Origin of the sequence: Thermoflavifilum thermophilum (assembly GCF_900116565.1) — a bacterium.
GTDB lineage: Bacteria > Bacteroidota > Bacteroidia > Chitinophagales > Chitinophagaceae > Thermoflavifilum > Thermoflavifilum thermophilum.
Map to the genome: position 1 here is coordinate 2,011,616 of NZ_FPCJ01000001.1, position 26,999 is coordinate 2,038,614.

At 49.3% G+C, this 26,999-nt stretch carries 25 protein-coding genes; 15 read left to right on the plus strand and 10 right to left on the minus strand.

Translation table 11 applies throughout. The features are described from left to right. Positions 1-8 precede the first annotated feature (8 nt). Entirely contained in the window at positions 9-728 is a 720-nt protein-coding gene (locus tag BM367_RS08610; protein WP_245759948.1) for an IspD/TarI family cytidylyltransferase, read from the plus strand. Positions 729-765: 37 nt separating this feature from the next. Here the strand turns inward: BM367_RS08610 and BM367_RS08615 are convergent, their stop codons facing one another. From BM367_RS08615 to radC, 3 genes are read right to left on the minus strand one after another with little or no spacing between them, the layout of a single operon-like run. Then, the gene (locus BM367_RS08615; RefSeq protein WP_092459826.1) at positions 766-1,683 is read right to left on the minus strand and encodes a hypothetical protein; all 918 of its coding nucleotides are present in this window, start codon (positions 1,681-1,683) and stop codon (positions 766-768) included. 47 nt (positions 1,684-1,730) lie between these two features. Next, a complete protein-coding gene (locus BM367_RS08620; protein ID WP_092459828.1) occupies positions 1,731-2,732 on the minus strand; it encodes a Gfo/Idh/MocA family protein in 1,002 nt (333 codons plus the stop codon). 56 nt (positions 2,733-2,788) lie between these two features. Then, the gene (gene radC, locus BM367_RS08625) at positions 2,789-3,487 is read right to left on the minus strand and encodes a RadC family protein (protein WP_092459830.1); all 699 of its coding nucleotides are present in this window, start codon (positions 3,485-3,487) and stop codon (positions 2,789-2,791) included. Between the two features lie 186 nt (positions 3,488-3,673). Between radC and BM367_RS08630 the strand changes: the two genes are divergently transcribed. Further along, positions 3,674-4,507 (plus strand): enoyl-ACP reductase FabI, encoded by an 834-nt coding sequence (locus tag BM367_RS08630; protein WP_092460985.1) that lies wholly within the window; start codon positions 3,674-3,676, stop codon positions 4,505-4,507. An 89-nt stretch (positions 4,508-4,596) separates the two neighbouring features. Here BM367_RS08630 and BM367_RS08635 read toward each other — a convergent pair whose 3' ends face one another. Further along, positions 4,597-4,818, minus strand: a complete 222-nt coding sequence (locus BM367_RS08635; protein ID WP_092459832.1) for a DUF2795 domain-containing protein — start codon at positions 4,816-4,818, stop codon at positions 4,597-4,599. Positions 4,819-4,907: 89 nt separating this feature from the next. On the opposite strand from BM367_RS08635, the gene BM367_RS08640 reads away from it, so the two are divergent. Then, the gene (locus BM367_RS08640) at positions 4,908-5,591 is read left to right on the plus strand and encodes an ABC transporter ATP-binding protein (protein ID WP_317039284.1); all 684 of its coding nucleotides are present in this window, start codon (positions 4,908-4,910) and stop codon (positions 5,589-5,591) included. 3 nt (positions 5,592-5,594) lie between these two features. Here BM367_RS08640 and BM367_RS08645 read toward each other — a convergent pair whose 3' ends face one another. Genes BM367_RS08645 through gatC form a run of 3 tightly spaced genes read right to left on the minus strand, consistent with a single transcriptional unit; the run spans position 5,595 to position 7,188 of the window. Then, positions 5,595-6,146 (minus strand): cob(I)yrinic acid a,c-diamide adenosyltransferase, encoded by a 552-nt coding sequence (locus BM367_RS08645; protein ID WP_092459834.1) that lies wholly within the window; start codon positions 6,144-6,146, stop codon positions 5,595-5,597. Between the two features lie 33 nt (positions 6,147-6,179). Continuing rightward, positions 6,180-6,887 carry an ABC transporter ATP-binding protein gene (locus BM367_RS08650; protein WP_092459836.1) on the minus strand — a complete coding sequence of 236 codons (708 nt, stop codon included), beginning with the start codon at positions 6,885-6,887 and terminating at the stop codon, positions 6,180-6,182. A 10-nt stretch (positions 6,888-6,897) separates the two neighbouring features. Next, positions 6,898-7,188, minus strand: a complete 291-nt coding sequence (gene gatC, locus BM367_RS08655; RefSeq protein WP_092459838.1) for an Asp-tRNA(Asn)/Glu-tRNA(Gln) amidotransferase subunit GatC — start codon at positions 7,186-7,188, stop codon at positions 6,898-6,900. Positions 7,189-7,373: 185 nt separating this feature from the next. Here gatC and BM367_RS08660 point away from each other — a divergent pair, with 185 nt between their 5' ends. The 4 genes from BM367_RS08660 to araA are packed head-to-tail and all read left to right on the plus strand — an operon-like array spanning position 7,374 to position 12,768. Next, the gene (locus tag BM367_RS08660) at positions 7,374-9,077 is read left to right on the plus strand and encodes a ribulokinase (RefSeq protein WP_092459840.1); all 1,704 of its coding nucleotides are present in this window, start codon (positions 7,374-7,376) and stop codon (positions 9,075-9,077) included. Continuing rightward, positions 9,074-9,805, plus strand: coding sequence for an L-ribulose-5-phosphate 4-epimerase AraD (araD, locus tag BM367_RS08665; RefSeq protein ID WP_222842603.1), 732 nt, complete (start codon positions 9,074-9,076; stop codon positions 9,803-9,805). The genes BM367_RS08660 and araD overlap by 4 nt, the downstream gene beginning before the upstream one ends. Next, entirely contained in the window at positions 9,765-11,219 is a 1,455-nt protein-coding gene (locus tag BM367_RS08670; RefSeq protein ID WP_222842604.1) for a glycoside hydrolase family 27 protein, read from the plus strand. Before araD ends, BM367_RS08670 begins: the two co-directional genes overlap by 41 nt. A 34-nt stretch (positions 11,220-11,253) precedes the next feature. After that, positions 11,254-12,768, plus strand: a complete 1,515-nt coding sequence (araA, locus tag BM367_RS08675) for an L-arabinose isomerase (RefSeq protein ID WP_092459842.1) — start codon at positions 11,254-11,256, stop codon at positions 12,766-12,768. 167 nt (positions 12,769-12,935) lie between these two features. Here the strand turns inward: araA and BM367_RS08680 are convergent, their stop codons facing one another. Next, positions 12,936-14,441 (minus strand): carboxypeptidase M32, encoded by a 1,506-nt coding sequence (locus BM367_RS08680; protein WP_092460989.1) that lies wholly within the window; start codon positions 14,439-14,441, stop codon positions 12,936-12,938. A 54-nt stretch (positions 14,442-14,495) separates the two neighbouring features. Here BM367_RS08680 and BM367_RS08685 point away from each other — a divergent pair, with 54 nt between their 5' ends. The 6 genes from BM367_RS08685 (at position 14,496) to recN (ending at position 21,892) form a co-directional block, all read left to right on the plus strand. Then, positions 14,496-15,590, plus strand: a complete 1,095-nt coding sequence (locus BM367_RS08685; RefSeq protein ID WP_092459844.1) for a Nif3-like dinuclear metal center hexameric protein — start codon at positions 14,496-14,498, stop codon at positions 15,588-15,590. Then, on the plus strand, positions 15,591-16,373 hold the full coding sequence (locus tag BM367_RS08690; protein WP_092459847.1) for a zinc ribbon domain-containing protein: 783 nt from the start codon (positions 15,591-15,593) through the stop codon (positions 16,371-16,373). A 78-nt stretch (positions 16,374-16,451) separates the two neighbouring features. Further along, positions 16,452-17,963, plus strand: coding sequence for a tetratricopeptide repeat protein (locus tag BM367_RS08695; RefSeq protein WP_092459849.1), 1,512 nt, complete (start codon positions 16,452-16,454; stop codon positions 17,961-17,963). Between the two features lie 87 nt (positions 17,964-18,050). Continuing rightward, a complete protein-coding gene (locus BM367_RS08700; protein WP_092459851.1) occupies positions 18,051-18,926 on the plus strand; it encodes a carbon-nitrogen hydrolase in 876 nt (291 codons plus the stop codon). A 28-nt stretch (positions 18,927-18,954) separates the two neighbouring features. After that, a complete protein-coding gene (locus tag BM367_RS08705; protein WP_092459853.1) occupies positions 18,955-20,040 on the plus strand; it encodes an agmatine deiminase family protein in 1,086 nt (361 codons plus the stop codon). Positions 20,041-20,206: 166 nt separating this feature from the next. Beyond that, positions 20,207-21,892 carry a DNA repair protein RecN gene (recN, locus tag BM367_RS08710; RefSeq protein ID WP_092459855.1) on the plus strand — a complete coding sequence of 562 codons (1,686 nt, stop codon included), beginning with the start codon at positions 20,207-20,209 and terminating at the stop codon, positions 21,890-21,892. Positions 21,893-21,898: 6 nt separating this feature from the next. Here the strand turns inward: recN and BM367_RS08715 are convergent, their stop codons facing one another. Then, entirely contained in the window at positions 21,899-22,801 is a 903-nt protein-coding gene (locus tag BM367_RS08715; protein ID WP_092459857.1) for a YitT family protein, read from the minus strand. Positions 22,802-22,960: 159 nt separating this feature from the next. After that, positions 22,961-23,965 (minus strand): tryptophan--tRNA ligase, encoded by a 1,005-nt coding sequence (gene trpS, locus BM367_RS08720; protein ID WP_092459859.1) that lies wholly within the window; start codon positions 23,963-23,965, stop codon positions 22,961-22,963. 146 nt (positions 23,966-24,111) lie between these two features. On the opposite strand from trpS, the gene BM367_RS08725 reads away from it, so the two are divergent. Continuing rightward, on the plus strand, positions 24,112-24,747 hold the full coding sequence (locus tag BM367_RS08725; RefSeq protein WP_092459861.1) for a deoxynucleoside kinase: 636 nt from the start codon (positions 24,112-24,114) through the stop codon (positions 24,745-24,747). 181 nt (positions 24,748-24,928) lie between these two features. Further along, positions 24,929-26,968, plus strand: coding sequence for a helix-hairpin-helix domain-containing protein (locus BM367_RS08730; protein ID WP_092459863.1), 2,040 nt, complete (start codon positions 24,929-24,931; stop codon positions 26,966-26,968). The last annotated feature ends 31 nt before the right edge of the window (positions 26,969-26,999 follow it).

The window sequence follows — 26,999 nt, forward strand, 5'->3', positions numbered from 1 at the left end:
GGCACGTCATGGCATCTGATATGGTCAAATACGCCTTGATTGTGGCGGCCGGCCAGGGAACCCGGGCGCAGGTTTCGGATACCGAAGCTCAAACGCCCAAGCAGTTCAGGCTATTGGGGGGTAAGCCTGTGCTGCAATACAGCATAGAGGCCTTTGCAAGTGCATTTCCCGATATCCAGTTTATTTTGGTTTTACCTGCCGTGTATCCCGATTTTGTCGGGCGTTTTCCGGAAATTTTTACCAAACACCCATTTGCTTTTGCTATAGGGGGTGAAACCCGTTTTCATTCGGTAAAAAATGGTTTAAGCCACGTGCAAAAGCCTGATGCTGTGGTGTTTGTACACGATGCAGCCAGGCCGGTGCTTTCTGCTGCCTTGATTCGGCGTTGCTATGAAGCCGCTCTTATGCATGGCACGGCCATTCCCTGTGTGCCTGCTGTGGAAAGCCTCAGGATGGTGGATGCACAGGGCCGCAATTATCCGCTCGATCGCCATGCAGTGAAATACATCCAGACACCGCAGACATTCCGGGCATCCCTTTTGCTGGAAGCTTTTCATCAATCTTTTGATCCATCTTTTACAGATGAGGCTACGGTTGTGGAGAAAGCCGGTTATCCCGTGCAGCTCGTGGAAGGTGAGCCTGCCAATATCAAACTGACCTATCCGCAGGATTTTGCCATAGCAGAAATTTTACTCCGCAATCGTTCTGCATCTGCCGCGAGCAAATAAAGTTTACCCGTCAGCGGGGATTATTTCATGGTGTGCTTCATTTTTTCATCCACCTGAACGGCAGGGGCAATCGGTTTGCATGTAGGGTAAAATAGGTTTCCGTTGAAGCGCCAAAACTGTGAATAAACCGGGCAACACCGGGAAGGGAAGACCCTTCAAAATCAAGTACACACGCACTGTTGCAATATTGCCGGATGACTTCATCAAATAAAAAATGCATGGCATTCAGTTTTCTGCCCCCGTCATTGCACCCATTCAGGATAGCTATTCTCCGCCTGGATGTACAGAGCCACACGGCTATGGCCAGCGCTTTCCCGCTCTGATCCATTACCTGGTGAGCATGGATCTGGTAATACTCTGTATGTGAGCTGGCATGCAGGATGCGGTGGTAGTCTTTCTTTTTCAATCCGGGAATCCGCCCCCGATACCAGGTCTGGTACCACCCGATGGCTTGCTCCAGGCTGGCTTCCTGTAGCTGTAACCCGGCATGGCGGGCTTTTTTCAGTGAACGAATTAAAGAAGGATGGTATTGGCTGCAGATGGTTTCGTAAGGTTGGGATAAGTCCAGCACATAATTAGGCTGGGCGGTAGCCTGCAGCCTGGGAAGGCTGATCAGGCTTTCGGCATCAATGCTGTAATGCAGGTAGGGGAACAACTGCAGGGCTTTTTCATAACATTCTTTCCTGATGGATTCATTGCAGAACTTGTTATCAGCAAAAATGCCCAGCTGCTGGGTAAAAGGTGGCCGATACACGTATTGAATGCCCCATTTTTGTTTGAAAGGTAAAGGCATCACCAGCCGGTAATCGTCCATCACCAGGGCTTTCCAGCGATCGGTCATGGCATTCAGGTAATGAAAATAAGCATAGGGACGGCTGTTGGACGCCCGGGAAATGCAAGCATCCCATAACCGGGGATTGATCTCGGCAGCGTCGAGCAGCCGCAGGTTTGGCATGAAGGAAAATTACCGAAAAGCGGGAATTTACGCGTAAGCTTTTATCCTTACAGCATGATGGGTGTATTTTTCTGAATCTTGTCCAGAATCTGGTAGGCGATTTTCAACGCCTGAAAAGCTTCAAAAGCATTGACGGCCACGGGTTTTTGCTGCAGGATGCTATCGCAGAACAGTTGTAGTTCCATGCGGATGGCATTCACTTCCGGAATCGAGGGATAATGTACGGCTACCCGGCGTTTGCCCTGCGGGGTATCCAGATCAAAGCTCAGCATGGCTGCCTGGTTATCGATAGCTGGGGTGGTATCGTCTGCAGGTAGCAGGTGAATGATTTCCGTTTTTTTGTTCAGAAAGTCAATCCCGATGTAGGCATCCTTCTGGAACAGGCGCATTTTGCGCATTTTTTTCATGGAAATGCGGCTGGAGGTTAAATTAGCCACGCATCCATTCTCAAATTCAATACGGGCGTTTGCAATATCGGTTGATTCGCTCAGCACAGCCACGCCGCTGGCGGATATGCGGTGCACTTCAGATTTCACGAGATGCAGCAGGATATCGATATCGTGGATCATCAGGTCCAGGATCACACTGGTTTCCGTGTTGCGGGGCTGAAACTGCGCCAGGCGGTGCACTTCAATGAACATGGGCTGCAGCACGTAATCCTGCAAGGCCAGAAAAGCCGGATTAAATCTTTCTACATGGCCCACCTGAAAACAGAGATGGGCCTCGCTGACCAGTTTTACCAAAGCTTCGGCTTCTGAAAGGTTGCTACACATGGGCTTTTCCACAAACACATGTTTGCCGCTGCGGATGGCCTGTTCGGCCAGCGGAAAATGCGAGGGTGTGGGCGTCACAATATCCACGGCATCGCAGGCCTGCAGAAGCGATTCAACATCGGGAAATCGTTTAACCTGGAATTGCTGGCTGACTTCTTCAGCGACTTTTTCATTCGGATCGTAAAAGCCAACCACTTCAGCCTGTGGAATAGCCAGGAGCTGGGTGAGATGTATTTTACCGAGTTTTCCGACACCCAGTAAACCAATTTTAACCATCTTCGGAGATTCTAACAACCGACGAAGTTAGCCAAGTTTCGTGGATTTGAATGAAATCATAGAAGTCCATGCTCGGCCATGCTGAAATATCCTTCAGCAGAAACAATGAGATGATCGAGCACGCGGATGTCGAACATCTGGGCAGCTGCTGTGATTTTCCGGGTAATGGCGCGGTCGGCCTCACTTGGTTGCAGTTGTCCGGAGGGATGGTTATGGCAAAGGATCAATGCGCTGCTTTCAGTTTCCAGGGCGCGCTTGATGATGAGCCTGACATCTACTACCGTGCCGCTGATGCCTCCCCGGCTGATGATTTCGTGGGAAAGCACCCGATGTCCCTGGTTGAGCAACATGATACAGAACACTTCGGCACGTTCGTCGGCCAGCAACGGTTGCAGGATATTGGCGGCATCCTGTCCGCAGCGGATGATGGGGCGTGGCTGCGGTTGAGCTGCTTGTCGGCGCCGTCCTATTTCCAGGGCAGCCGCTATGGCAATGGCTTTGGCCTGACCGATGCCTTTGATGCGGGTCAGCTCAGCTATGGTTAGCCGCCCCAGCTGGTTCCAGTCACGCCCCGACTGATCCAGCACTTCTTTGGCCAGATCAATGGCTGTTTTCTCCTTATGCCCATGTTGGATCAGAATAGCCAGCAGCTCGGCATCACTCAGCGCTGCCGGCCCTTTCAGCATCAGCTTTTCACGCGGGCGATCGTCTATTGCCCATGATTTAATGCCTGAGGGTTTTCTGGAGGCAGACATGGATCACGCAACATTTGATGGTTCGGGTAAAATACGGCTTTTTAAAAAAAATATGCATCATCCATGGGCATTATCATTTTCCATTGTCAGCATCCGGGATAGGGAAATGCGGGTTCTTTCTTGGCCAACGATGGGGATTTGTTATTTTTATGCCGCATTTCTTTCATCATCAAACTACATGTGTTTATGGCTTATCAATTGCTTCAGGGAAAAAAAGGAATCATATTTGGCGCTTTGGACGAGCGATCCATTGCATGGCAGGTAGCACTTCGCTGTCATGAAGAGGGCGCACAGCTGGTATTGACCAATGCTCCGGTGGCCTTGCGGATGGGTGAAATCAAACGGTTATCTGAAATCTGCCAGGCACCTGTTATTCCCGCGGATGTTACCAATATGGAGGATCTGGAAAACCTTTTCAAACAGGCAATGGATCATTTCCAGGGTGGAGTGGATTTTATCCTGCATTCTGTGGGCATGAGCCTGAATGTGCGGAAAAATATTCCCTACACGGAAGCCAACTATGATTACATGCACAAAGGGTTCGACATTTCGGCTATTTCTCTGCACCGGGTTTTGCAAACTGCTTACCGGCTGGATGCCATCAACGAATGGGGCTCGGTGGTGGCGCTTACCTATATTGCTGCCCAGCGTGTATTCCCGGATTACAATGATATGGCCGATGCCAAGGCCCTGCTGGAATCCATCGCCCGGAGTTTTGGTTATCACTATGGAATTAAAAAGAAAGTACGCATCAATACCGTATCGCAATCGCCCACACGCACGACGGCCGGCAGCGGTGTGAAGGGTTTCGATGGTTTTATTGAATATGCTGAAAAGATGAGCCCGCTTGGAAATGCAACGGCCAGGCAATGCGCCGATTATTGTGTAACCTTATTCTCCGATCTTACGCGGATGGTTACCATGCAAAACCTGTATCACGACGGCGGATTTTCCTTTACAGGCGTATCGCATGCCATCATGGAAATGCTGATGAAACAGGCATTGCAGGAACAGAAATAATTTGCATAAAAAGCAAGAGGCTACCCCGACAGGTAGCCTCTTTGTTATTGTTCGCTTGTTTGTGCAACTGAGCCGTGGCTCAGTGCTACTCAATACTCATCCTCATTGAAAAAGAAATCTTCCTGCGAGGGATAATCCGGCCAGATGTCCTCAATACCTTCATATACTTCGCCCTCGTCCTCCAATTCCTGGAGGTTTTCGATGACTTCAATAGGTGCCCCCGAACGGATCGCATAATCAATCAATTCATCTTTGGTTGCCGGCCATGGGGCATCTTCCAGATACGAAGCCAATTCAAGCGTCCAGAACATGGTTAAAGGTATTTTTAAAAATTTTCGCAAAAGTATAATATAAATTCATATTCTGTTTGATGCGGCAATGGTGAAATTTGTTTTTCTTTATGATGATGTTGAAAGCAGAAAATTTGCATAAATCCTATGGCTCCCTGCATGTGTTGAAGGGAATTAGCCTTACCGTGCAACGGGGGGAGATTGTATCCATCCTGGGTTCTTCTGGAGCCGGGAAAAGTACGCTGTTGCATATCCTGGGTACGCTCGATAGCCCATCGTCCGGCCGGGTATGGCTTCACGGGCAGGATGTATTTCAGTTGTCTTCCTCAGCGCTGGCAGCTTTTCGCAACAGGCATATCGGTTTTGTGTTTCAGTTTCATTACTTGCTTCCCGAGTTTACTGCGTTGGAAAATGTGTGTATGCCTGGTTGGATTGCCGGTGAAAAGAAATCCGTTGTTGAAGAAAGAGCCCGGATGTTGCTGGAAACAATGGGATTACGCGACAGGCTGCATCACAAGCCAGCTATGCTTTCAGGAGGCGAACAGCAGCGGGTAGCTGTTGCCCGGGCTTTGATCAACCATCCGGATATTGTGTTTGCTGATGAGCCAACGGGGAACCTGGATTCAGCCCATGCACTGGAATTGCATCAGCTTTTTCAGGAGCTGCAGAAACAGTTTAACCAAACTTTTGTCATAGTTACCCATAATGAAGCCCTTGCACGGCTTTCTGACCGGCAGTTGTTGATTAAGGATGGTCAGCTTCTGCAGCATCACGACCAGCACCTGATGACATAAAGCTCAGTGCGGTTGCCAGGTAATTTCAGCCACTCCTTTTTGCTGGGCAGTATAACGTGCCAATACGAACAGATAGTCGCTCAGCCGGTTCAGGTAGGGAATAAAATGTTCGGGAAGCGGGGTCTCCTGGCTTAGGCGCACACAGGCTCTTTCAGCTCTACGGCACACACAGCGTGCCACATGGCAAAGAGAAACAGCAGGATGTCCGCCAGGCAAAATAAACTGTTTCAGTGGTGGCAGATCAGCTTCCATCCGGTCAATGGCTTTTTCCAGCGTGGTAATATCAGCTTCGCTTACTTCAGGTAAATCCAGGCGCAGAGAAGAAGAACCGTCATAGGCCAGTACGGCACCAATTCGAAACAGCCGGTCCTGTACTTCCCGTAATTCATTTCGGATATTTTCAGGTTGTTCGTCGGCCAGCCAGCCGATGTAGGCATTCAGTTCATCGATGGTACCATAAGCTTCAATTCGAAGATCACTTTTCCAGACGCGGGTTCCACCCAGCAAAGAGGTTTTCCCCTGGTCTCCGGTACGGGTATAGATGCGAAAGGCCATGGATTGGATTTTTGATTACCAACAACGTTTTCATCAGGTTGCCAGCTGGCGGATTTTTTCATTTTGTCGGTCGCTTTCAATGATGCCATCGCGCAGGCGGATGATGCGGTGGGCATGTTCGGCAATATCTTCCTCATGTGTAACCAATATCACGGTATTGCCGCTGGCATGGATCTGCGCAAAGATATCCATGATTTCGATGGAGGTCTTGGAGTCGAGATTACCGGTAGGCTCATCGGCCAGGATAATGGCCGGATCATTCACCAGGGCACGGGCAATAGCCACCCGTTGGCATTGGCCGCCTGAAAGCTCATTCGGCCGATGGTTCCATCGTTCACCCAGTCCTACTTTTTCCAGCATAGCCCTGGCTTTTTCTTCCCGCTCTTTTTTGGGAACACCACTATAAATCAAAGGCATAGCTACATTTTCCAGGGCATTTAGTCGGGGCAGCAGGTTAAACTGCTGAAATACGAAGCCAATTTGCTTGTTTCGCACGGCTGCCAGTTCATCATCATCCATATGGCTCACATCCTGGCCATTCAGAAAATAACGCCCTTCCGTAGGTGTATCCAGGCAGCCCAGGATATTCATCAGGGTGCTTTTCCCGGAGCCCGAGGGGCCCATCAGCGCCACATATTCGTTGGGATATACGGAAAGATAAATGCCTTTCAGTACCTGCAGCACGTTTTTCCCGAGGTAATAATTCTTTTTGATGTTTTCCAGTTGAATCAGCGGTTCCATGTGATGTATTTTAGGCTGTTTTCAGTGGAGGCACTTGAAAAAACGATCCATTGCGATCGGGAGCAAGCTCCAGTGCCTGTTCACGGGGTAAGTCTGAGGAAACGCTATCTTCCCTGAGCGGATGCAGATGATCGGTCAGAAAAATCAGGGGTTCCACACCGGTAGTGTCCACTTCATTCAGTTTTTCAATAAAAGCAATCATCCGTTGCAGGTCTTTTTTGAGCGAGGCTGCTTCTGCTTCATCATAATTCAACCTGGCCAGATCACAAAGCCTCCGGATCAGATCATCGGATATCTCCATAATTTGCTGATGTTGATGTAAAACTACGGGGCTGAAACCAGAAGTTTATGTAAAAATAGGACAAATGGTTGATTTCCTATTTCTGTGGCTATGCAGGCATAACCCGGCAATCAAAATGAAAAATAAAATTAAGTGTTGACTTTACACCCATTTTATATCTTTGTTCTGTTTTAAATTCCTGAGAGGTGAAAAACGATCAATGGGTCATCGGCCTGGATTACGGCACTGATTCTGTGCGCGGCGTGCTGGTAGATGCCGCTACGGGCGAAGAGTTAGCCACGGCTGTATTTCATTATCCACGCTGGCGCGATCAGCTTTTCTGTGATCCGGCTTTGCATCAGTACAGGCAACATCCGCTGGATTATGTGGAGGGACTCGAAGCTGTGGTGAAACAATGCCTGCAGCAGGTAGGGGCTGAGCAGGCTAAACATCGGGTGAGGGGCATAGCCATTGATACCACGGGTTCCACGCCGGTGGCGGTTGATGCACAGGGTAGGCCGTTAGCTTTGTTGCCGGGTTTGGAAAATAATCCGAATGCGATGTTCGTATTGTGGAAAGACCATACGGCCGTGAAAGAAGCTGCTGAAATCAATGCCTATGCCCGTCGTCAGCCGGTGGATTATCTGCAGTATGTGGGGGGTGTGTATTCTTCTGAGTGGTTTTGGGCCAAGTTACTGCATACGTTGCGGACAGACGAACAGGTAAGGCAGCACATCTGCTCATGGGTTGAGCATTGCGACTGGATGCCGTTTTTGCTTACCGGAGGCCGGGATGTGCGGACTATGAAACGAAGTGTATGTGCGGCCGGACACAAGGCTTTGTGGGCAGAGGTTTTTGGCGGGTTGCCTCCCGAATCATTTTTTGCGGGCCTGGATCCGCTGCTTGCTGGTTTTCGCGATCGGATTACGGGGGATGTGCTCACTGCCGATCAACCAGCGGGGCGGCTCTGTAAAGAATGGGCGGAAAGATTGGGGCTGCAAGATGACGTTGTGGTAGCTGTTGGCGCATTTGATGCCCATATTGGTGCAGTTGGCGGGCAGATTGAGCCCTATTTTCTGAGCAAGGTTATGGGCACTTCCACCTGCGATATTCTCGTTGCACCGATGTCCGATATGCAGGGAAAGGTAATCCGCGGAATATGTGGTCAGGTAAATGGTTCTGTGGTTCCGGGCATGGTGGGCATGGAAGCCGGCCAGTCGGCTTTCGGGGATACCTATGCCTGGTGGCGGGATGTGTTGCTGTGGCCTGTCAGGCATCTGCTTCCTGCTATGTGGGGGAGTGATCAACCGGCGCTTCAGTCGCTGATGGAAGGCATGCATGGGCGGTTGATTGCTACTTTAAGTGAGGAAGCCCGTCGCCGGGAAGAAACCTATCCTGACCGGGCTGTTCCATTGGCTGTAGACTGGCTGAATGGCCGCCGGACGCCGTATGCAGATCAGGAGTTGAAAGCGGCTATCCTGGGCCTGGATCTGGGTGTGGATGCGGTGGATGTCTTCAGGGCCTGGGCTGAGGCCACTTGCTTTGGTGCCAAAAGCATCGTGGAATGCTTTACTTCTCAGGGCGTGCCCGTGAAAGGTGTGATCGGATTGGGCGGGGTGGCCAGAAAATCGCCTTACATCATGCAGTTGATGGCCGACGTGTTGAACATGCCTTTACGCATCCATCGGGCTGAACATACCTGTGCCAGCGGAGCGGCCATGTTTGCCGCAACAGCAGCCGGTATTTATCCCACGGTAGAACATGCCATGCAAGCCATGGGACAGGGCTTTGACCAGGAATACAAACCTGTGCCTGCGCGGGTTCAGAAATTGCAAAAGCGTTATCAGCAGTTCAAAGAGCTTGGAAATTTTGTCGAATCATTCACCCATACACATGCATCAGATTTATGATGGATCCTTTTCAACGCATTCGAGAAGAAGCCTATGAGGCCAACCGGCAACTGCCGGGCCTGGGCCTGGTGAAATTTACCTTTGGCAATGCCAGCGCAGCTGACCATACCCAACGGGTGTTTGCCATCAAACCCAGCGGGGTTTCGTACGAAAAACTTTCACCCGACAAGATGGTGGTGGTAAACTTTGAGGGTCAGGTGGTGAGCGGTCATCTCCGGCCATCATCCGATACCCTTACGCATGCTGTGCTTTACAGCCATTGGCCTGATATCGGCGGCATTGTGCATACCCATTCCACCTACGCCACGGCCTGGGCGCAGGCCTTGCGCGATATACCCATTTATGGAACAACCCATGCGGATCATCTGCCGGTGGATGTGCCCTGTGCACCACCCATGGCCGATGACATGATTCAGGGAAATTATGAATACCAGACCGGCATGCAGATTATTCAATATTTTCAGGAACATGGGCTGGATTATCATCAAATTCCCATGATTCTGGTAGGTGGCCATGCACCGTTTACCTGGGGCACAACAGTGGAAAAAGCAGTTTACCACAGCGCAATTCTGGAAGAAATGGCTTTCATGGCCTATCTTACCGAACAAATCCATTGCCGGGTAAATCCATCCGCTCTGCCACCCCGTCTGAAATCGGCCCTGATTGAGAAACATTACGAACGCAAACATGGCAGCCAGGCTTATTATGGACAGGATACAAATGATTAACAAACTTGGCATAGCCTGCCTGGGAACCCTGATCGTCTCCATGGTATTCCCGTATTTGCTTCGGGCCCAGTCCACTCCGCCGATGGGATGGAACAGTTATGATTGTTTCGGGGCTACGGTTACCGAAGAGGAGGTAAAGGAAAACGCCCGCCTGGTAGCTGATTCACTGAAACCTTATGGATGGCAGTATGTAGTAGTTGATTTTTGTTGGTTTTATCCGCACCCGCCGGGCAGCAATGCCAGTCCACCTCCGCAATTTCGGCTGCCCGACGGAAGTTATGTGCCCTGGTTGCCCATGGATGAATGGGGCAGGCTTTTGCCGGATGTGCGCAAATTTCCTTCAGCAGCTGGCGGGCAGGGATTCAAACCGTTGGCTGATTATGTGCATAGCCTGGGGTTGAAGTTTGGCATCCATGTGATGCGGGGCATTCCGCGGCAGGCCGTCTGGGCCAAAACTCCGGTAAAGGGTATGCCCGATGTTACGGCTGACCAGATAGCCAACATACACGACACCTGCAGCTGGCTGAATACGATGTATGGGCTGGATATGTCAAAGCCCGGTGCGCAGGCGTATTTGAACAGTTTGCTGGATCTATATGCTTCATGGGGTGTTGATTTCATTAAGGTAGATGATATCAGCCAGCCTTATCATGCAGCTGAGATTGCCGGCTATCGTAAGGCCATCGATCAATGTGGACGATCCATTGTGTTGAGTCTTTCTCCCGGCGAAACGCCTCTGAGCCGGGCTGCAGAGGTCAGCCAGCTGGCCAATATGTGGCGGCTGAGCGGCGATTTATGGGATAATTGGAATCAGCTGCGCCATGCTTTTGACCTGGCTGCAGCCTGGGTAGCTTATGCCCGGCCCGGTCATTGGCCCGATATTGATATGCTTCCCATAGGGCGGCTTTCCCTTAGAGGTCCCGTAGGCCCTCCGCGCTATGCAAAATTCAGCAAAGATGAATTGCAAACCATGATGACGCTTTGGTGCATCACCCGCATGCCCTTGATGGTGGGAGGTCATTTACCCGATAACCGCCCTATGGATTGGCAGCTTGAAACCAATGCCGAAGCTATTGAAGCAGATCAGGGACCTTATCAGCCTGAGTTGCTGAAGCAATCCGATACGCTTGTCATTTGGCAATCCGCAGATACCCTTAGCCACGAACACTTGTTCCTGGCATTTTTCAATCTTAGCGATCATCCCATAAACACGGTATTCAGGTTAGACAGCCTGGCTGGGATGGCAGGATGGATTAAGGCCGGTCATCGCCCTGCGTGTTTCTTTCTCCGGGATGTGTGGAAAAAAGAATCCAGCCAGGTGAGCATCCATCAACCTTTGTCTGTTCAGCTATCACCGCATGGGTGCATGCTGTACAGGATAAGTCTTTGCAAAACCCATAAAAATCATTCGTAAACCCAATTTATATGATTTTAAAATCTCTTCAGGCATGAACGAATCAGGATCACTTAGCGTCTGGCTGATTGTGGGAAGTCAGCATCTTTACGGGCCACAGGTCATACAGGAAGTGGAACAACATGCCCGTGAAATGGCAGGCGGGCTTAACGCTTCAGGAAACATTTGTTTGCCCGTTTGCTTCAGGGGTGTAGCCACCACACCCGAAGACATCTTGCGGCTTTGCCTGGAAGCGAATGCCGCTCGGGATTGTGCGGGAGTTATTTGCTGGATGCATACTTTTTCTCCGGCTAAAATGTGGATACAGGGATTAAAGGCACTGCAAAAGCCCCTGCTGCATTTTCACACACAATTCAACCGGGATATTCCCTGGAGCACGATCGACATGGATTTCATGAATCTCAACCAAAGCGCGCATGGCGATCGGGAATTTGGTCATATCCTGGCGCGGATGGGGAAAACGCGCAAGGTAGTGGTGGGGCACTGGCAGCAGGCAGAAGCCCAGCAACAGATAGATAACTGGTGCCGGGCAGCAATGGCCTGGCATGACTGGCAGGGTGCCCGGTTTGTGCGTTTCGGGGATAACATGCGCCAGGTGGCCGTGACCGAAGGCGATAAGGTCGAAGCAGAGTATCGGCTGGGTTTTTCGGTCAATACCCACGGAGTAGGGGATCTGATAGCTGAAATTGCTGCTGTAAAAGATAAGGAAGCGGAGGAGCTCTGTGCGCTTTATGAATCGTTGTATGAACTGCAACCAGATCTGAAAAAAGGCGGCCAGCGCAGGGCTTCGCTATTAGATGCTGCCCGCATTGAGATTGGATTGAGAAAATTTTTGCAACAGGGAGGCTACAAGGGATTTACAGATACTTTTGAAGACTTACATGGATTGAAACAGTTGCCTGGAATAGCTGTGCAGCGGCTGATGCAGGAGGGATACGGCTTCGGTGCGGAAGGCGACTGGAAAACGGCAGCGCTGGTGCGTGCCATGAAGGTCATGGCAACCGGACTGCCTGGTGGCAATAGTTTTATGGAAGATTATACCTATCACCTGGAACCGGGAAATGAAATGGTGCTGGGAGCTCACATGCTCGAGATTTGCCCATCCATTACACACCGGAAACCATCTTGTGAGATTCATCCGCTGAGCATTGGGGGGAAGGACGATCCGGTCAGGCTGGTGTTTGATGCGGCTCCAGGCCCGGCATTGAATGCATCTCTGGTAGATATGGGTAATCATTTCCGTTTGCTGGTTAATGAAGTAGAAGCCATTGAGCCGCCTCAGCCTTTGCCCAGGCTACCCGTGGCACGGGCGGTATGGAAGCCTTATCCTGATTTCCGGACAGCTTGTGCCGCCTGGCTGATGGCTGGCGGAGCCCATCATACCTGTTTCAGCCAGAACCTGCAGATTGACCATCTCAGGGATTTTGCGCGCATGGCAGGCATGGAATGCCTGGTCATTGACCGTCAGACCAACCTAACCCGATTTGAACAGGACCTCCGCATGAGCGAGCTTTATTATGCCTGGCAGGGAATATTCAGGAAACACTGATCCATCTCCCCAAACAAAAAGCCCCGCCTCCATGCGGAAGCGGGACTCCCTTTACCCATAAACCATTATCTGCTAATGGTATGCACAAAGATAGCCTGTATGCGTTGAGAAAATCATTAAATAAGTGTTAAAAAAACGATTTTTATTTCTGTGTGTTTTAAGGGGTTTCATGCATACAAACGGGTAAACTTATCCCGGGCATAGCTCGCAAAAGCTTCAACATGTAGTGGCTTCCCGGTAATCTGCTGGCAAAGCTCCTGGGCTGTGTACAGGCTTCCCTGGCTATGGATATTTTTTCTCAGCCAATCCAGCACAATAGCTGTCTGACCGCGGGAAAGAGCCTCTTCCAGATAAGGGATATCCTGTAGCAATTGTTGCCACCATTGGGCGGCAAGCAGGCTTCCCAATGTATAAGTTGGAAAATATCCCAGGCTTCCGTGGCTCCAGTGCACATCCTGAAGGATGCCATGCACATCGTCGGGCACATTTACACCCAGCATCTCGGCGTACAAGGCGTTCCAGAGTTCAGGAAGTTCTTTTACAGAAAGGTTTTCATTAATCAGTTTCTTTTCAATTTCATAACGGATGAGGATATGCAGGTGGTAGGTGAGTTCGTCGGCCTCTGTGCGGATCAGGGAGGGTTTTACCAGGTTAATGGCCTTGTAAAAATCTTCCAGGGTTATGTTTTGGAATGAAGCAGGAAAGCGTTTCTGTAATTCCGGGTAATGATAAGTCCAGAACGACAGGCCCCGCCCGATACAATTTTCCCAGAGGCGGGACTGGGATTCGTGGATCACCAAAGAAGCTGCTTGTCCGGCTGGCAGTCCGTACTGGTCGGCCGGCAGTCCCTGTTCGTACAAGGCATGTCCGCCCTCATGGATGCAACTCCAGATCATGGTTGCCGGCTCAGTTTCGTGTATCCGGGTGGTTACGCGTACATCGTGTGGACTAAAGCTGGTGGTAAACGGATGTTCGGAAAGATCCTGCCTGCCTTTCTGAAAATCAAAGCCGATGGATTGAAGCAGATAAATACCAAAATCCCACTGCTGCTGTCTATCTGCAAACGTGTGCAGAAAAGCATCGGATGGCTGAGGTTTTTGGCGGATTTCCGACAGCAGCAATGTGAGATGCTTTTTGAGTTCGGGAAAAATTTGCTCTAAAGTTTCGGTAGTGAGTCCCCGTTCGTGTTGGTCGAGCAGGGCGTCATAAGGCTGGGCCACATAGCCCAGGATTTCGGCTTCCTGTTTTTTCAGGGCAATCATCTTTTCCAGTTCCGGTGCGAAGATGGCAAACCGGTTTTCCCTGCGGGCCTGTATCCATGCCATGAAGCAATGGTTGGCAGCCAGTGTAAGGGCTTTTACCAGGGATGGAGGGTATTTGCTGGCTTTCTGATAATTTTCGTATGTAAGCGCTACATTTTTTCTTTCCCGTTCGGGAAGGTCGGTGCGGTCGAGCAGTTTTTCCAGGAGTCGGCCAAGGGCTTTGCTGGTTTCCATGCCATGGGCCATTTCCGCCAGTGTAGCCAGTTGCTGACCGCGAAACCGGGCACCGCCAGCAGGCATGTAGGTTTCCTGATCCCACTGCAAAAGAGCCATGGTGTTTTTCACATCAGCCAGTGCCCGCATCCGGTCTGTAAAACGCTTATATAAGGCAAGGGTATCTGACTTTGGCATGGGCGATTTAATTTTATTCACGGAAATTGCTTTCGTTTCAACAGCTTTACCGATATGCAAATAAATGAAATCATTCAGTATCTGGAAGAAATAGCCCCGCTTTCCTATCAGGAATCATACGATAATGCGGGCTTGCAGGTTGGCAATCCGGGCCAGCCATTGCAAGGCATCTTACTCACGCTCGATATTACCGAAACGGTGGTGAAAGAAGCCATTCAAAAGCATTGCAATTTGATTGTAGCCCATCACCCGATTATGTTTCGTCCTTTGAAGCGCATTACCGGTGCCACAGATGCGGAAAGGGCCATTATGCTGGCTATTCAATCAAATGTAGTATTGTATGCAATTCACACCAATCTGGATCAGGTAGCCCAGGGAGTAAATGCCATGATTGCCGAAAGGCTGGGATTGCTTCACACGCAGGTCCTGGCACCTATGCGGGGCAAGCTGAAAAAACTGGTCACCTTCGTACCTCATGCCCATGCAGCAGCTTTGCGGGCAGCTTTGTTTCACGCCGGAGCTGGAGTTATCGGTAAATACGATGAGTGCAGTTACAATGTGGAAGGCTTTGGCACATTCCGGGCCAGGGAAGGAGCCAATCCTTACGTAGGCACTATAGGGAAGCAGCATCAGGAGCCGGAAACAAGGGTTGAAACCATTTTCCCGGCTCATCTTGAAAAAGTAGTCACCGAAGCCTTGCTTCAACATCATCCCTACGAAGAAGTGGCTTATGATATTTATCCGCTCGACAATCTATATCCCGAAGTGGGGCCCGGCATGGTAGGGGAGTTGCCGGAGCCTGTGTCAGTGGAGGCTTTTCTTCATCTTGTGAAAGAAGCTTTGCATACTGGCTGCATCCGTTATACCCATTATACCGGTATGATTCAACGGGTGGCTGTATGCGGAGGGGCGGGTATCTTTCTCTTGCCGGAAGCCATCAAAGCCGGAGCACAGGCTTTTGTGACAGCCGATATCAAGTATCATGAATTTTTTCAGGCTGAAGGACGCCTCTTGCTGATGGATGTGGGCCATTACGAAAGCGAGCAGTTTACGGTTGACTTGCTCGAAAGATTAATCCGAAAAAAATTTCCTAACTTTGCGCCTCTTAAATCCGAGATCTGTACCAATCCCATAAATTATTTTTCATAAATGGCTACCGCAAAAGAATATTCCGTCGAAGAAAAGCTTGTTTCCCTGCTTACGTTACAGAAGATTGATTCCAAGTTAGATGAAATCAGAACCCTGCGGGGCGAGCTTCCTATGGAAGTAAACGACCTGGAAGACGAGATTGCCGGGTTGCAAACACGTCTTACCCACATTGAAGATGAGATTGCCGGTATCCAGAAATTCATCGCTAACAAGAAAAATATCATCAAGGAAGCGGAAGCCCTGATCAAAAAATATGAGAAGCAGAAAGACAATGTGAAGAACGACCGGGAATTCAATGCCCTCCAGAAGGAAATCGAAATGCAAACCCTTGAAATCAGTCTGGCTGAGAAGCACATTAAAGAAGCCAACGAGGAAATAAAGGAAAAGAATCGCATTCTGGAACTTGCCCGGCAGGCCATTCAGGACAAAGAAGCCAATCTGAAAATCAAAAAATCTGAACTGGAAAAAATCATTGTAGAAACGGAAAAAGAAGAAGCCCAGTTTCAGAAGCTTGCCGAAGATGCCCGCAGCAAGGTGGATCCCCGGTTACTGGCAGCCTATGAAAAAATCCGCAAAACATACCGCAATGGTTTGGCTGTAGTGCCTATTGAACGCGATGCCTGCGGTGGTTGCTACAATGCTATTCCCCCGCAGCGCCAGGCTGAAATTCGGCAACGCAAAAAAATTATTGTCTGCGAAAACTGTGGCCGGATCCTCGTGGATGCCGAGTTGCACGAATCCGTGCAATTGCCCGGACAAAAAGTGGCAAAAGTCAAATCCTGATTTTTAAGATTTTTTGTAAGAGCTTAGCCCCTCTCTCATGCCCGGTGGCATGGGAATTTCCGTTATTTTCGCAGCCGCATGTGGTTGCGTATCTTCATGAAATCGAATTTCTTATGTGTGCTTGTGTTGGCATGCAGCCTACCCGTGATTGCATCATCCGCCCCCACGTATGATTTTAATGCCCGCTGCCGGATGGCTTATCAGCTTATCATGGCCATGCGCGTACAGGAGGCGCAGCAGCAAATAAACCTGGAACAAAAAACCCATCCGGAGAATCTCATCCCCGTGTTGCTGCAGAACTATATTGATTTCATGCAATTGTTTTTCGATGGTGGATCAGCCGACTATCAACAGAAGCTTGCAAATCGAAACAAGTATTTGTCTCTGCTGGCTCAGGGCAGCCGGGATTCGCCTTACTATCTGCTTTCGCAGGCTATTGTGCATTTTCAGTGGAGTTTGATTAAAGTAAAATTTGGCGATCGCATATCTGCCGCATGGGAGTTTCGGCGGGCCTATCTGATGTTGAGCGATAATCAAAAACGATATCCCAGGTTTTATCCGAATGATATTTTTCTGGGAGCCATGAAAACAGCCATTGGTACAGTGCCTGATGGGTATCGCTGGATTACGGATATCCTGGGCATGAAAGGCAGCATTCAACAGGGTATGCAGATGCTGAAGCAGGTGATAGCCATGGGTGACGATGATCAGCTGCTGTTCGGACAGGAAGCCTATGTGTATTATTGCTACCTGTTGTTTTATATCGAACGCAATCCCAATGCTGTGTTTCGTTTCATCCGGGAAAAAAATCTGGATACCCGGCACAACCAGCTGTATGCTTTTATGGTGGCTAATCTGGCACTCAATCATCATCGCAGTGCCTATGCCCTGGAAATATTGCAAAACCTCAACCGGGAGTTGGATTATCTGGATATGCCTTCCCTGGATTTTGAACTGGGGGCCATTTATCTAAACAGCCTGCAGGCCGACTCAGCTATCCGTTATCTGCAGGCTTTTTTGCAACGAACGCAGACAGATTATTTTAAAAAAGATGCCTTGCTGAGGTTGAGCTGGGCCTATACCCTGAAAGGCAATACTGGTATGGCCAACCAGTGCAGGCAGCGAATCCTGAAGGAAGGAACTGCTGTTGTGGATGCCGATAAAACAGCTTTGCTGGAAGCCAAAAAAAACACCCCGGTAGATATTCATATTTTTCGGGCACGCCTGCTTAGCGATGGTGGCTATTTCCGGCAGGCACTGGATGAACTGAACAGCATCTCGGCTGCTGCATTGCCCGATTATTTGAATAAGCTCATGTATGCTTATTTTATGGCCAGGATTTACGATGAAATGGGAGAAGATGACAAAGCCATTCCTTATTATCAAGCCACGATAGAAGCGGGCCGCAATCTGCCTGAATATTATGCTGCTCGGGCAGCCTGGCAAATGGGCATGATATACGAAAAACGCAACCAGCCTGAAAAAGCGTTGTATTATTACAACCTGTGTTTGCAGATGCCGGAAAAAGAATACAAAAATTCATTGGATCAATGGGCCAAAACCGGCATTGAGCGCATCAAGGGGAAATGAAAGCTTGTTCATACAGGGCTTCTTCGCTGATGGCCGATAGGATGGCGAGGAAGTCTTAACTTTGCAGCTTCACGAAAAACGCTACAGATGCGCATCGTCAACCTGGGTCTGATTCAGATGAGCTGTACAGCCGATCCGGCGGCCAATCTGCAGAAAGCCTTGCAACGCATGGAGCAGGCAGCAGATCAGGGCGCTCAGATCATCTGTACACAGGAGCTTTTCACTTCCCTTTATTTCTGTGACGAGGAAGACTATCGAAATTTTGAGCTGGCCGAGCCTGTGCCCGGGCCCACCACCGAAGCATTGATGGCTTTTGCCCGGAAACGGCAGGTGGTGGTGGTGGCTTCGCTGTTTGAAAAGAGAGCCTCCGGCGTCTTTCATAATACAGCTATGGTGATTGATGCCGATGGGCGCTATCTGGGAAAATATCGGAAAATGCATATTCCGGATGACCCGGGGTATTATGAAAAGTTTTATTTCACGCCGGGAGACCTGGGTTATCGCGTATTTCACACAAAGTATGGCAATGTGGGGGTATTGATCTGCTGGGATCAGTGGTATCCGGAAGCAGCGCGCATCGTGAGTTTGATGGGGGCTGATCTGATTGTATATCCCACAGCCATCGGCTGGGCGCTGACGCAGGATGAAGCTACCAACCGCGAACAATACGAAGCCTGGCAAATTATACAGCGAGCACATGCTGTGGCCAATGGCTTGCCTGTGGCTGCTATCAACCGCGTGGGCGTGGAAAATGGCATGCGCTTCTGGGGAGGTTCGTTTATTACCAATCCATTTGGCAGCCTGCTTTACCAGGCTTCCCACGATCAAGAAGAAACCATCGTGCAACCGGTGGACCTGGATCAGGTTGGCTACTATCGCATACACTGGCCGTTCCTGCGCGATCGCCGCATCGATTCCTACCAGCCCATTATCAAACGATTCATTGATCAATCTGCCTCCTGATCAAGCATAGAAAAACCTTATTTGCATCATGGCATCCGATAAATTGCAATTTCCGGATCAACCTGTACCTGCTGAATTGGGCTATTATTTCCCGGCTGAATGGCATCCCCATCGGGCTACCTGGCTGAGCTGGCCGCACAATGAAGATTCCTGGCCGGGAAAAATCCAAAGCATTTATCCAGAGTTTATCCGTTTCATCAAAGAGCTCACAAAAGGTGAAAAAGTATGCCTAAATGTGAATGATGAGGTGATGGAAATCATGGTGAGACGCAGCCTGGAGCGGGAGCAGACCGATATGGAACAGATTGAATTTTATCGTCACCCCACCAACGATGCCTGGTGCCGCGACTGCGGGCCCGCTTTTTTGATCAATCCGGCTGCTAAGCAACCCAAAGTGATTGTGGACTGGCGTTTTAATGCATGGGGAGGAAAATATACACCTTATGAGCTCGATGATCAGTTGCCGGAAAAAATTGCACAGGCATTGGGATTGCCGGTTTATCATCCCAACATTGTCATGGAAGGTGGATCCGTGGATTTTAACGGGGAGGGTACAGTGCTCACTACTCGCGCGTGCCTGCTGAACCCTAATCGGAATCCCCATCTATCGCAACAGGAAATTGAGGCCTATCTGCAGGCTTATTATGGAGTAAAACAGGTGTTGTGGCTGGAAGATGGAATTGCAGGTGATGATACGGATGGGCACATTGACGATATCGTGCGATTCGTGAATCCCCATACTGTAGTGGCCGTTGTAGAGCCCAACCGTGAGGATGAAAATTATGAGCCCTTGCAGCAAAACCTGAAATTGCTAAAAAGTATGCGCCTGCTGGATGGCAAACAAATAGATATCGTGGAATTGCCCATGCCCCAACCCATATACTATGAAGGCAGGCGCCTGCCCGCATCTTATGCCAATTTTTACATTGGCAATAAAGTGGTGATCGTGCCCACGTTCCGGGATTCCGAACACGATGAACGGGCATTGCAAATTCTCTCGCAATGTTTTCCCGATCGGGAAGTAGTAGGCATTGATTCGGTGGATATTATCTGGGGATTGGGCAGCTTTCATTGCCTGAGTCAGCAGGAACCCGAAGTGCCATCAACATCTTGAGCCCTGATGGCGGGTGTTGGGGCAGCCTGTATTCATCTGCCTGATATCCCGATCCGGAAAAAACTCAGGTTTGGGGCTCAGTTCCTCCGGCATATTACCTTATTTTCCCAGGACTCTTGTATTTTAGCGTGCATCCATTTATGGGTATTTACCAATCAGCATCCCCATGTTGCAGCGGCTATATGTGAAAAATTACGCTATCATTGATGAGCTGGAAGTTCAGTTTTCACCGCATTTCACTTGCATAACCGGTGAAACCGGTGCCGGGAAATCCATTCTCATAGAGGCTTTGTCGTTGTTGCTGGGTGAGCGGGCCGACACGGGTGTGCTGGCCGATCCTTCACAAAAGGGCATAGTGGAGGGGGTGTTTTTTTTACCGGATGATCCGGATATTCGGCAGCTTTTTGAGAGTTTCGACTGGGATTGGGATACGCAGGTCATCATCCGGCGCGAATTGTTGCCGGCTTCAAAAGCATCAGGTAAATCCCGTGCCTTTGTGAATGATACGCCTGCCAACCTGCAGCAATTGCAACAACTAACCCGCTATCTGGTAGATTTACATCAGCAGTTTGATACCTTGCAGCTTTTGCAAAGCGGTTTTCAGCGCGAAGTGATAGATGCGCTTTGCCATCATGAAGAATTACTTCAGCATTACCGGCGGCATTATCGTACACTTGTAGAGCAGCAGCAGGAACTGGAGCGTTTGCAGACAAGCTATCAGCAGGCATTGCGGGAACTGGATTATGATCAGTTTTTATTGCAGGAGCTGCAGGAGGCTCGTTTTCAGGAGCTGGAAATTGAGCAACTGGAAGAAGAACAGCAGTTGCTGGAGCATATTGGCTCCGTCCGTCAATCTGTAGAGCAAGCTTATCAATTGTTGCAGGGGGGATATGATGCAGAACAGCCCTCCGCTATAACCCAGCTGCATCAGGCCAGGCATCAGCTGGAGTCGGCTGCTGCGCAGTATCGCCTTTTGCAGCCGGTTGCCGATAGGTTACAGTCGGCCTACATTGAGTTGCAGGATATTGCCGATGAGCTTGCCCGGCTGATGGATACGATTACCGATCAACCTGACCGGCTTATGCAGGTTCAGGAGCGCCTTTCGCTTGCCTATAAGCTTTTGAAAAAGCATCAGGTACAGGATACTGCTGGTCTGTTACAAAAACAACACGAGCTGGAGGAGAAAGTCCGCCGGATTTCCCTGAACGATGAACAAATCCGCCAGCTGCAGGATCAGATCGCTCAACTGCAGGTGGTCATACAACAGCAGGCCGATGAACTCTCCCGGCACCGGCAGGCAGCGGCAGGGCCTTTTGCAGAGCAGGTCAATCAGCTGCTCAGGCAGGTAGGTATGCCCAATGCGCGGCTTCAGGTGGTTGTGCAGCCCGCACCCCTCGGCGAATGGGGGCATGATGATATCCAGTTCCTCTGGGATGCTAATCAGACGGGGCAGTTTGTATCCATCCGGCAGGTGGCTTCGGGTGGGGAATTGAGCCGCTTGATGTTGTGCATCAAATCCCTGGTAGCATCCCATATGCAGCTGCCCACGCTGATTTTTGATGAAATTGATCAGGGTATTTCCGGAGAAGCCGCCCGGCAGGTAGGGCTGCTGCTGGCCGAGCTGGCCAGGCATCATCAGATCATTTGTATCACACATCAGCCTCAGATTGCCGGCCGCGCCGATACCCATCTGATGGTGTACAAGGAAAAAGTAAAACATAAAATCACCACGCGCGTCCAATCGCTGGAAGGAGAAGCCCGTGTGGAAGCCATTGCCCGCATGCTCAGCGGCGATCATCCCACCAGAGCAGCATTGGAAAATGCACGCGAACTCATTGCCCGGCCGGATTAAGAAAAACTAATGCAATGGCCTGCGGCGAATCATACCCCCTTTGGTATCAATCACAGGTGTCTGCACAATGAAGGCCTTGTCATCAATCTGCAGGATCTCATTGTTCAACCGCTGTACCTCCAACCGGGTAACAACGGTGTAAATAATATCCAGTTCCTGCGTGCTTTGCCCGGAGCGGGTCATGCCCTTTCGGCCTTTGTAAATGGTGATACCTTTGCCCAATTTATGAATCAATACTCTTCGGATAATTTCACTATGATCTGAAATAATCATGACACCCACATATTCTTCGATGCCATTTACCAGATAATCTACAGTTTTGGATGCGCTCAGATAGGTGAGCATGGCATACAGCGCTGTTTCCACATTGATGACAAAAGCAGCAACTGAAAATATGCACACATTCAATACAGCAATGATATCACCCACAGTAAACACCGTATGCCGGCTGACAAATACCGACAGGATTTCTGTACCATCCAGCACACCTCCGCCCCGCATAGCCAATCCGGTACCAGCGCCGATGAAAAAACCTCCGAAAACAGCAATCAGCAATTTATCAGATGTAACAACCGGAAAATGTACCAGCTCAATGCAAATGGCCAGTCCGATGATTCCAAGGATCGACTTTATGGCAAAAGTTCGGGAAATCTGGCGGTAGCCCATCAGCACAAAAGGGATGTTGATGATGACCAGTAGCAGCGATAAGGGATAACCCGTTACAAACCGCAGCAGGAGGGAAATACCTGTAACACCACCATCCAGGAAATGCCCGGGCAGCAAAAAACCTTTCAATCCGAAGCCAGCAGAAAATATACCAGCTATCAAATACAGAGCTTCTTTTGCAATCCGTTGCCAGAGAGTTTTGCGGACTTTGAAGCGGCGGATGCGGGTCGCTTGGTTATGCATGATTACAAAGATACTCTAGTAAAAAATGTGGATGGTTGTAAAACAGGCAGGAAAAAAGAAAGACAGAAATCAGTTTTCCAGGAATGAAAGAGAGATTGAGATCGTTTTTACTTAAAAGTCAAACGACACGTTATGTTGCATCACCCGGGAATATCGAATCTACTCATCATACCGGATGCCCATCATAGAACGGGCCAGTTGAAGGGTTTGCTGAGCACTTGCACATGCTTTTTCTGCACCCGTTTTGCGGATTTTTTTCAAGGTTTCAATATCTTTTTGCAATTCTGCAGCCCGCTCGCGGATAGGCCTGACAAGGTTTATCATATCATCTGCCAGTTGTTGTTTCAGCTCACCGTAGCGGATGGTGCAGTTGTCGTAAGCCTGTTCAAAATAAGCTACTGTTTCCGGTGCCGATACCAGTTTCAGCAACAAAAACAAATTTTCGATTTCCGGAGATTTCGGGCTATTTGGTGCTTGCGGACCAGCATCGGTTTTGGCGCGGGCAATTTTTTTCCGGATCAAATCATCACTATCAGCCAGATAAATGGTGGCCATTTCATTTTCACTCTTGCTCATTTTACCCTTCCCGTCGAGGCTGGGCACTTTCAGCAGTTCACCTGATTCACTGAAAGCTACAGGCTCCGGAAACAGGAATCCGAATTTCTGGTTGAACCGAGAAGCCAGGTTACGCGCCATTTCCAGGTGCGGCTCCTGATCCTTACCCACAGGCACTTTGGTGGCACGATGGATGAGAATATCGGCTGCCATCAACACGGGGTAAGTGAGCAATCCGGCATTGATGCCCTCATGTTTGCCTCTAATTTTTTCCTTGAACGTAGGCACCTTTTCCAGCTCACCTTTGTAGGCAAGCATGTTTAGCAGCAGATATAACTCGGCTGTTTCCGGCAAATCGCTCTGCACATAAAGAGCAGCCTTATCTGGATTCAGGCCGCACGCCAGGTATTCGGCCAACACCCGATACACATTTGCACGCAACTGGGTTGGATCCTGATGGGTGGTAAGGGAATGATAATCGGCCACAAAAAAATAGCAAACATGGGTATGCTGCATATGCAGGTATTGCCGGATCGCACCAAAGTAATTGCCCAGATGCAGAAAACCGGTGGACCGGATACCGCTCACTACAATCTCGCGCTGTTGCATGCGGCGCAAGATAATACATCCGCCGCAAACTCCTGCACAGGTTGGCTGCGAAAGCGCATCAGCCAGTAACAAACTAAAAAAGATGCAGGGAATGCAGTTGAATTTGTATTTTCAACTTTTGATCATGGAAAAACAGCAACGGATTTATGTCGAAAAAAACAAAGCCCAGACACATTGCTATTGCCGGAAACATAGGTGCCGGAAAGACTACACTTACCGAACTGCTGGCCAGGCATTACCAGTGGGTACCGCAATATGAAGAGGTTGAGAATAATCCCTATCTGAACGATTTTTATGAAGATATGCCGCGCTGGGCTTTTAACCTGCAGATTTATTTCCTGCATCATCGCATCCGGCAGCTGCTTGAGATTCAGCGTGGCCGCGAAACGGTAGTGCAGGACAGAACCATTTATGAAGACGCCGAAATTTTTGCGCCCAATCTGCATGATATGGGATTGATGTCGAAAAGGGATTTTGAAAATTATTATCAGTTGTTTCAAACGCTTCGTGAACTCATCAAACCTCCCGACCTGCTGATTTATATCAAGGCTTCGGTTCCTACACTGGTAGATAATATCCAGAAAAGAGGACGTGAATACGAGGAAAACATCAGGCTCGATTATCTCAAGCGGCTGAATGAGCGCTATAATCAATGGATTGAGCAATACCACGAAGGGCCCGTGCTGATTATAGATGCAGATGAAAACCGTTTTGCAGAGCGTGAGGAAGATCTCGGAGAAATTATTGCCCGCATTGATTCGCAGTTGTACGGATTATTCTGATGCGCTGAAATCTTTGCAATAAAAACACATACACCTGTGCAGCCTACCTGCATCCCCTGCACAGGCTTGCATTTTTTTATCTCACTTCTTATTTTTCGAAAATAAATGGCAGGGATGAGGTGGATAGGTGTTGCCTTTGATCTTATGAAAGAAATAATGAACCCTTTGAAACATAAACCCTATGCGTTTTCTATGCTCTGCTATGGTGCTATGCATGATTTTTATGCATGCCTATCCCTTATTTGCCCAGCAATCAGCCGATCAAACCCTACAGTCAGTACTTGAGCAGGTATATGATCAACAGGCTTCTGCCGGAGAAAACGATGAAGCCGCTGAAGAATGGGAGGATCAACTGGAATCCTATCTGCAGCATCCGCTCGATTTAAATCAAGCAACAGCCGAGCAGCTGGCTGTATTTCCCTTCCTGAATACCTTGCAGATTCAGGCCCTGCTGAGCTATCGCAGGCTACTGGGAGCTTTCACCAGTGTATACGAATTGCAGGCTATTCCAGGATGGGATATATCCACCATCCGGCAAATTTTGCCTTTTGTACGGGTGAATGAAAACACGGGTTCATCTTTTTCCAATGCAACCTCGCCTTCTTTTCAATGGTTAAGTCGCTATCAGCGGGTTATTCCTCGATCGTGGGGCTATATAAAAACCACGGGAAGCCGCTACATAGGCAGCCCAGATGCATGGCTGAACAAATGGCAACTGCGCAGCACACATTTTCGTGCAGGATTGATTGCTGAAAAAGATGCAGGGGAGCCATTTTTCAGATCATTTAATTCCCAGGGCTTTGATCATATTGGTTTTTACCTGGCATATATAGGCAATACCATCCTGCGGCAAGCGGTTGTGGGAGATTATGAAATCAATATGGGGCAAGGACTTATCAACTGGCAGAGCTTCAGCCTCAATCACAGTGCCTATGCCCTTCAGATCGAAAAAAACAACATGCCGCTCAGGGTGCATACTGGAACAGCCGAAAACGGATATTACAGAGGTATAGCCTTACAGTTGCAGGAGCATAATTGGCAGCAAACCTGTTTTGTATCCCTTATTTCTCCGGATGTATATTGGGATAGTGCAGATGGGCATCGCATCATCACTTCATGGGATGAAACAGGGTATCACCGCACATCTACGGAAAACAGCCATCGTCACGTATTGCAGCTTTTATCAGCCGGCGCACAGATGCGCTACCGTTTTTCTTCCGGACATGTAGCTGTAAATAGTGTGTATCATCATTTGAGCATACCCATGCAAAGGCGCAATCAAACGTATAACCAGTATGCTTTTGCCGGGGATCAACTGTATAACATCAGCCTGGATTATGCCTGGAGTGTTGCCATGCATCATTTCTTTGGTGAGGCGGCGTGGAGCTCCAATCGTCGCATAGCCTTCCTGCAGGGGTGGATGATGTCCATCAGCAAGCCTATCAGCATAGGTTCTTTGTTGCGGTATTATCCCAAAGATTATCATACCCTTTATGCCAATGGTTTCAGTGAAAGCGGAGAAACAGCAAATGAAACCGGATGGTATGCAGCCACTGAAATGCGCTGGCCGCGCCTGCAGGTATATGCTTATGCGGATTTGTTTCATTTTCCCTGGTGGAGATACCAGATCAGCGGGCCTATGACGGGCACCGACGATCTGTGCAGGATAGATTGGAAGATGTTTACCTCTGCCAGCACAACCCAACAGCTTACAACGCAGATTCGCTATCGCCGAAGAGCTAAAGACCTAAAAACGACGGAGGGTAAAAAGCCTATTCCTACAGACCTGTGGCAATATACATTGGGCTGGGCATACGAAACATCGCACTGGTGGCTTACCTTGCGAGGCTATGCCAACTGGTTTCAGCAAGCAGACACCATTCATTCCAGAGGCCTTGCGTGCTATGCAGAAGTACGTCATCAGCCATGGCGCCGTTTTTACTGGGACAGCCGGATTGCCTGGTTTCAGGTACCTGATTATGAAGCCCGCATTTATACTTATGAACGTACGGTAAGGTATATGTTTTCATTGCCCTACTATTATCACAAAGGATGGCGGGGTTATCTGGTTTTACACTATGCTGCCGGTAGGCATGTACAAATGGATTTGCGTTGGACGACGACCTGGTATTCCGATCAAAATCAAATCGGATCAGGTCTTGACCGTATCGATGGTTCCCTGAAACATCAGCTTATTATTCAAATGATATGGAAAATGTAGGCTTGAATAATTAAGATTTGTTAATAAGGTG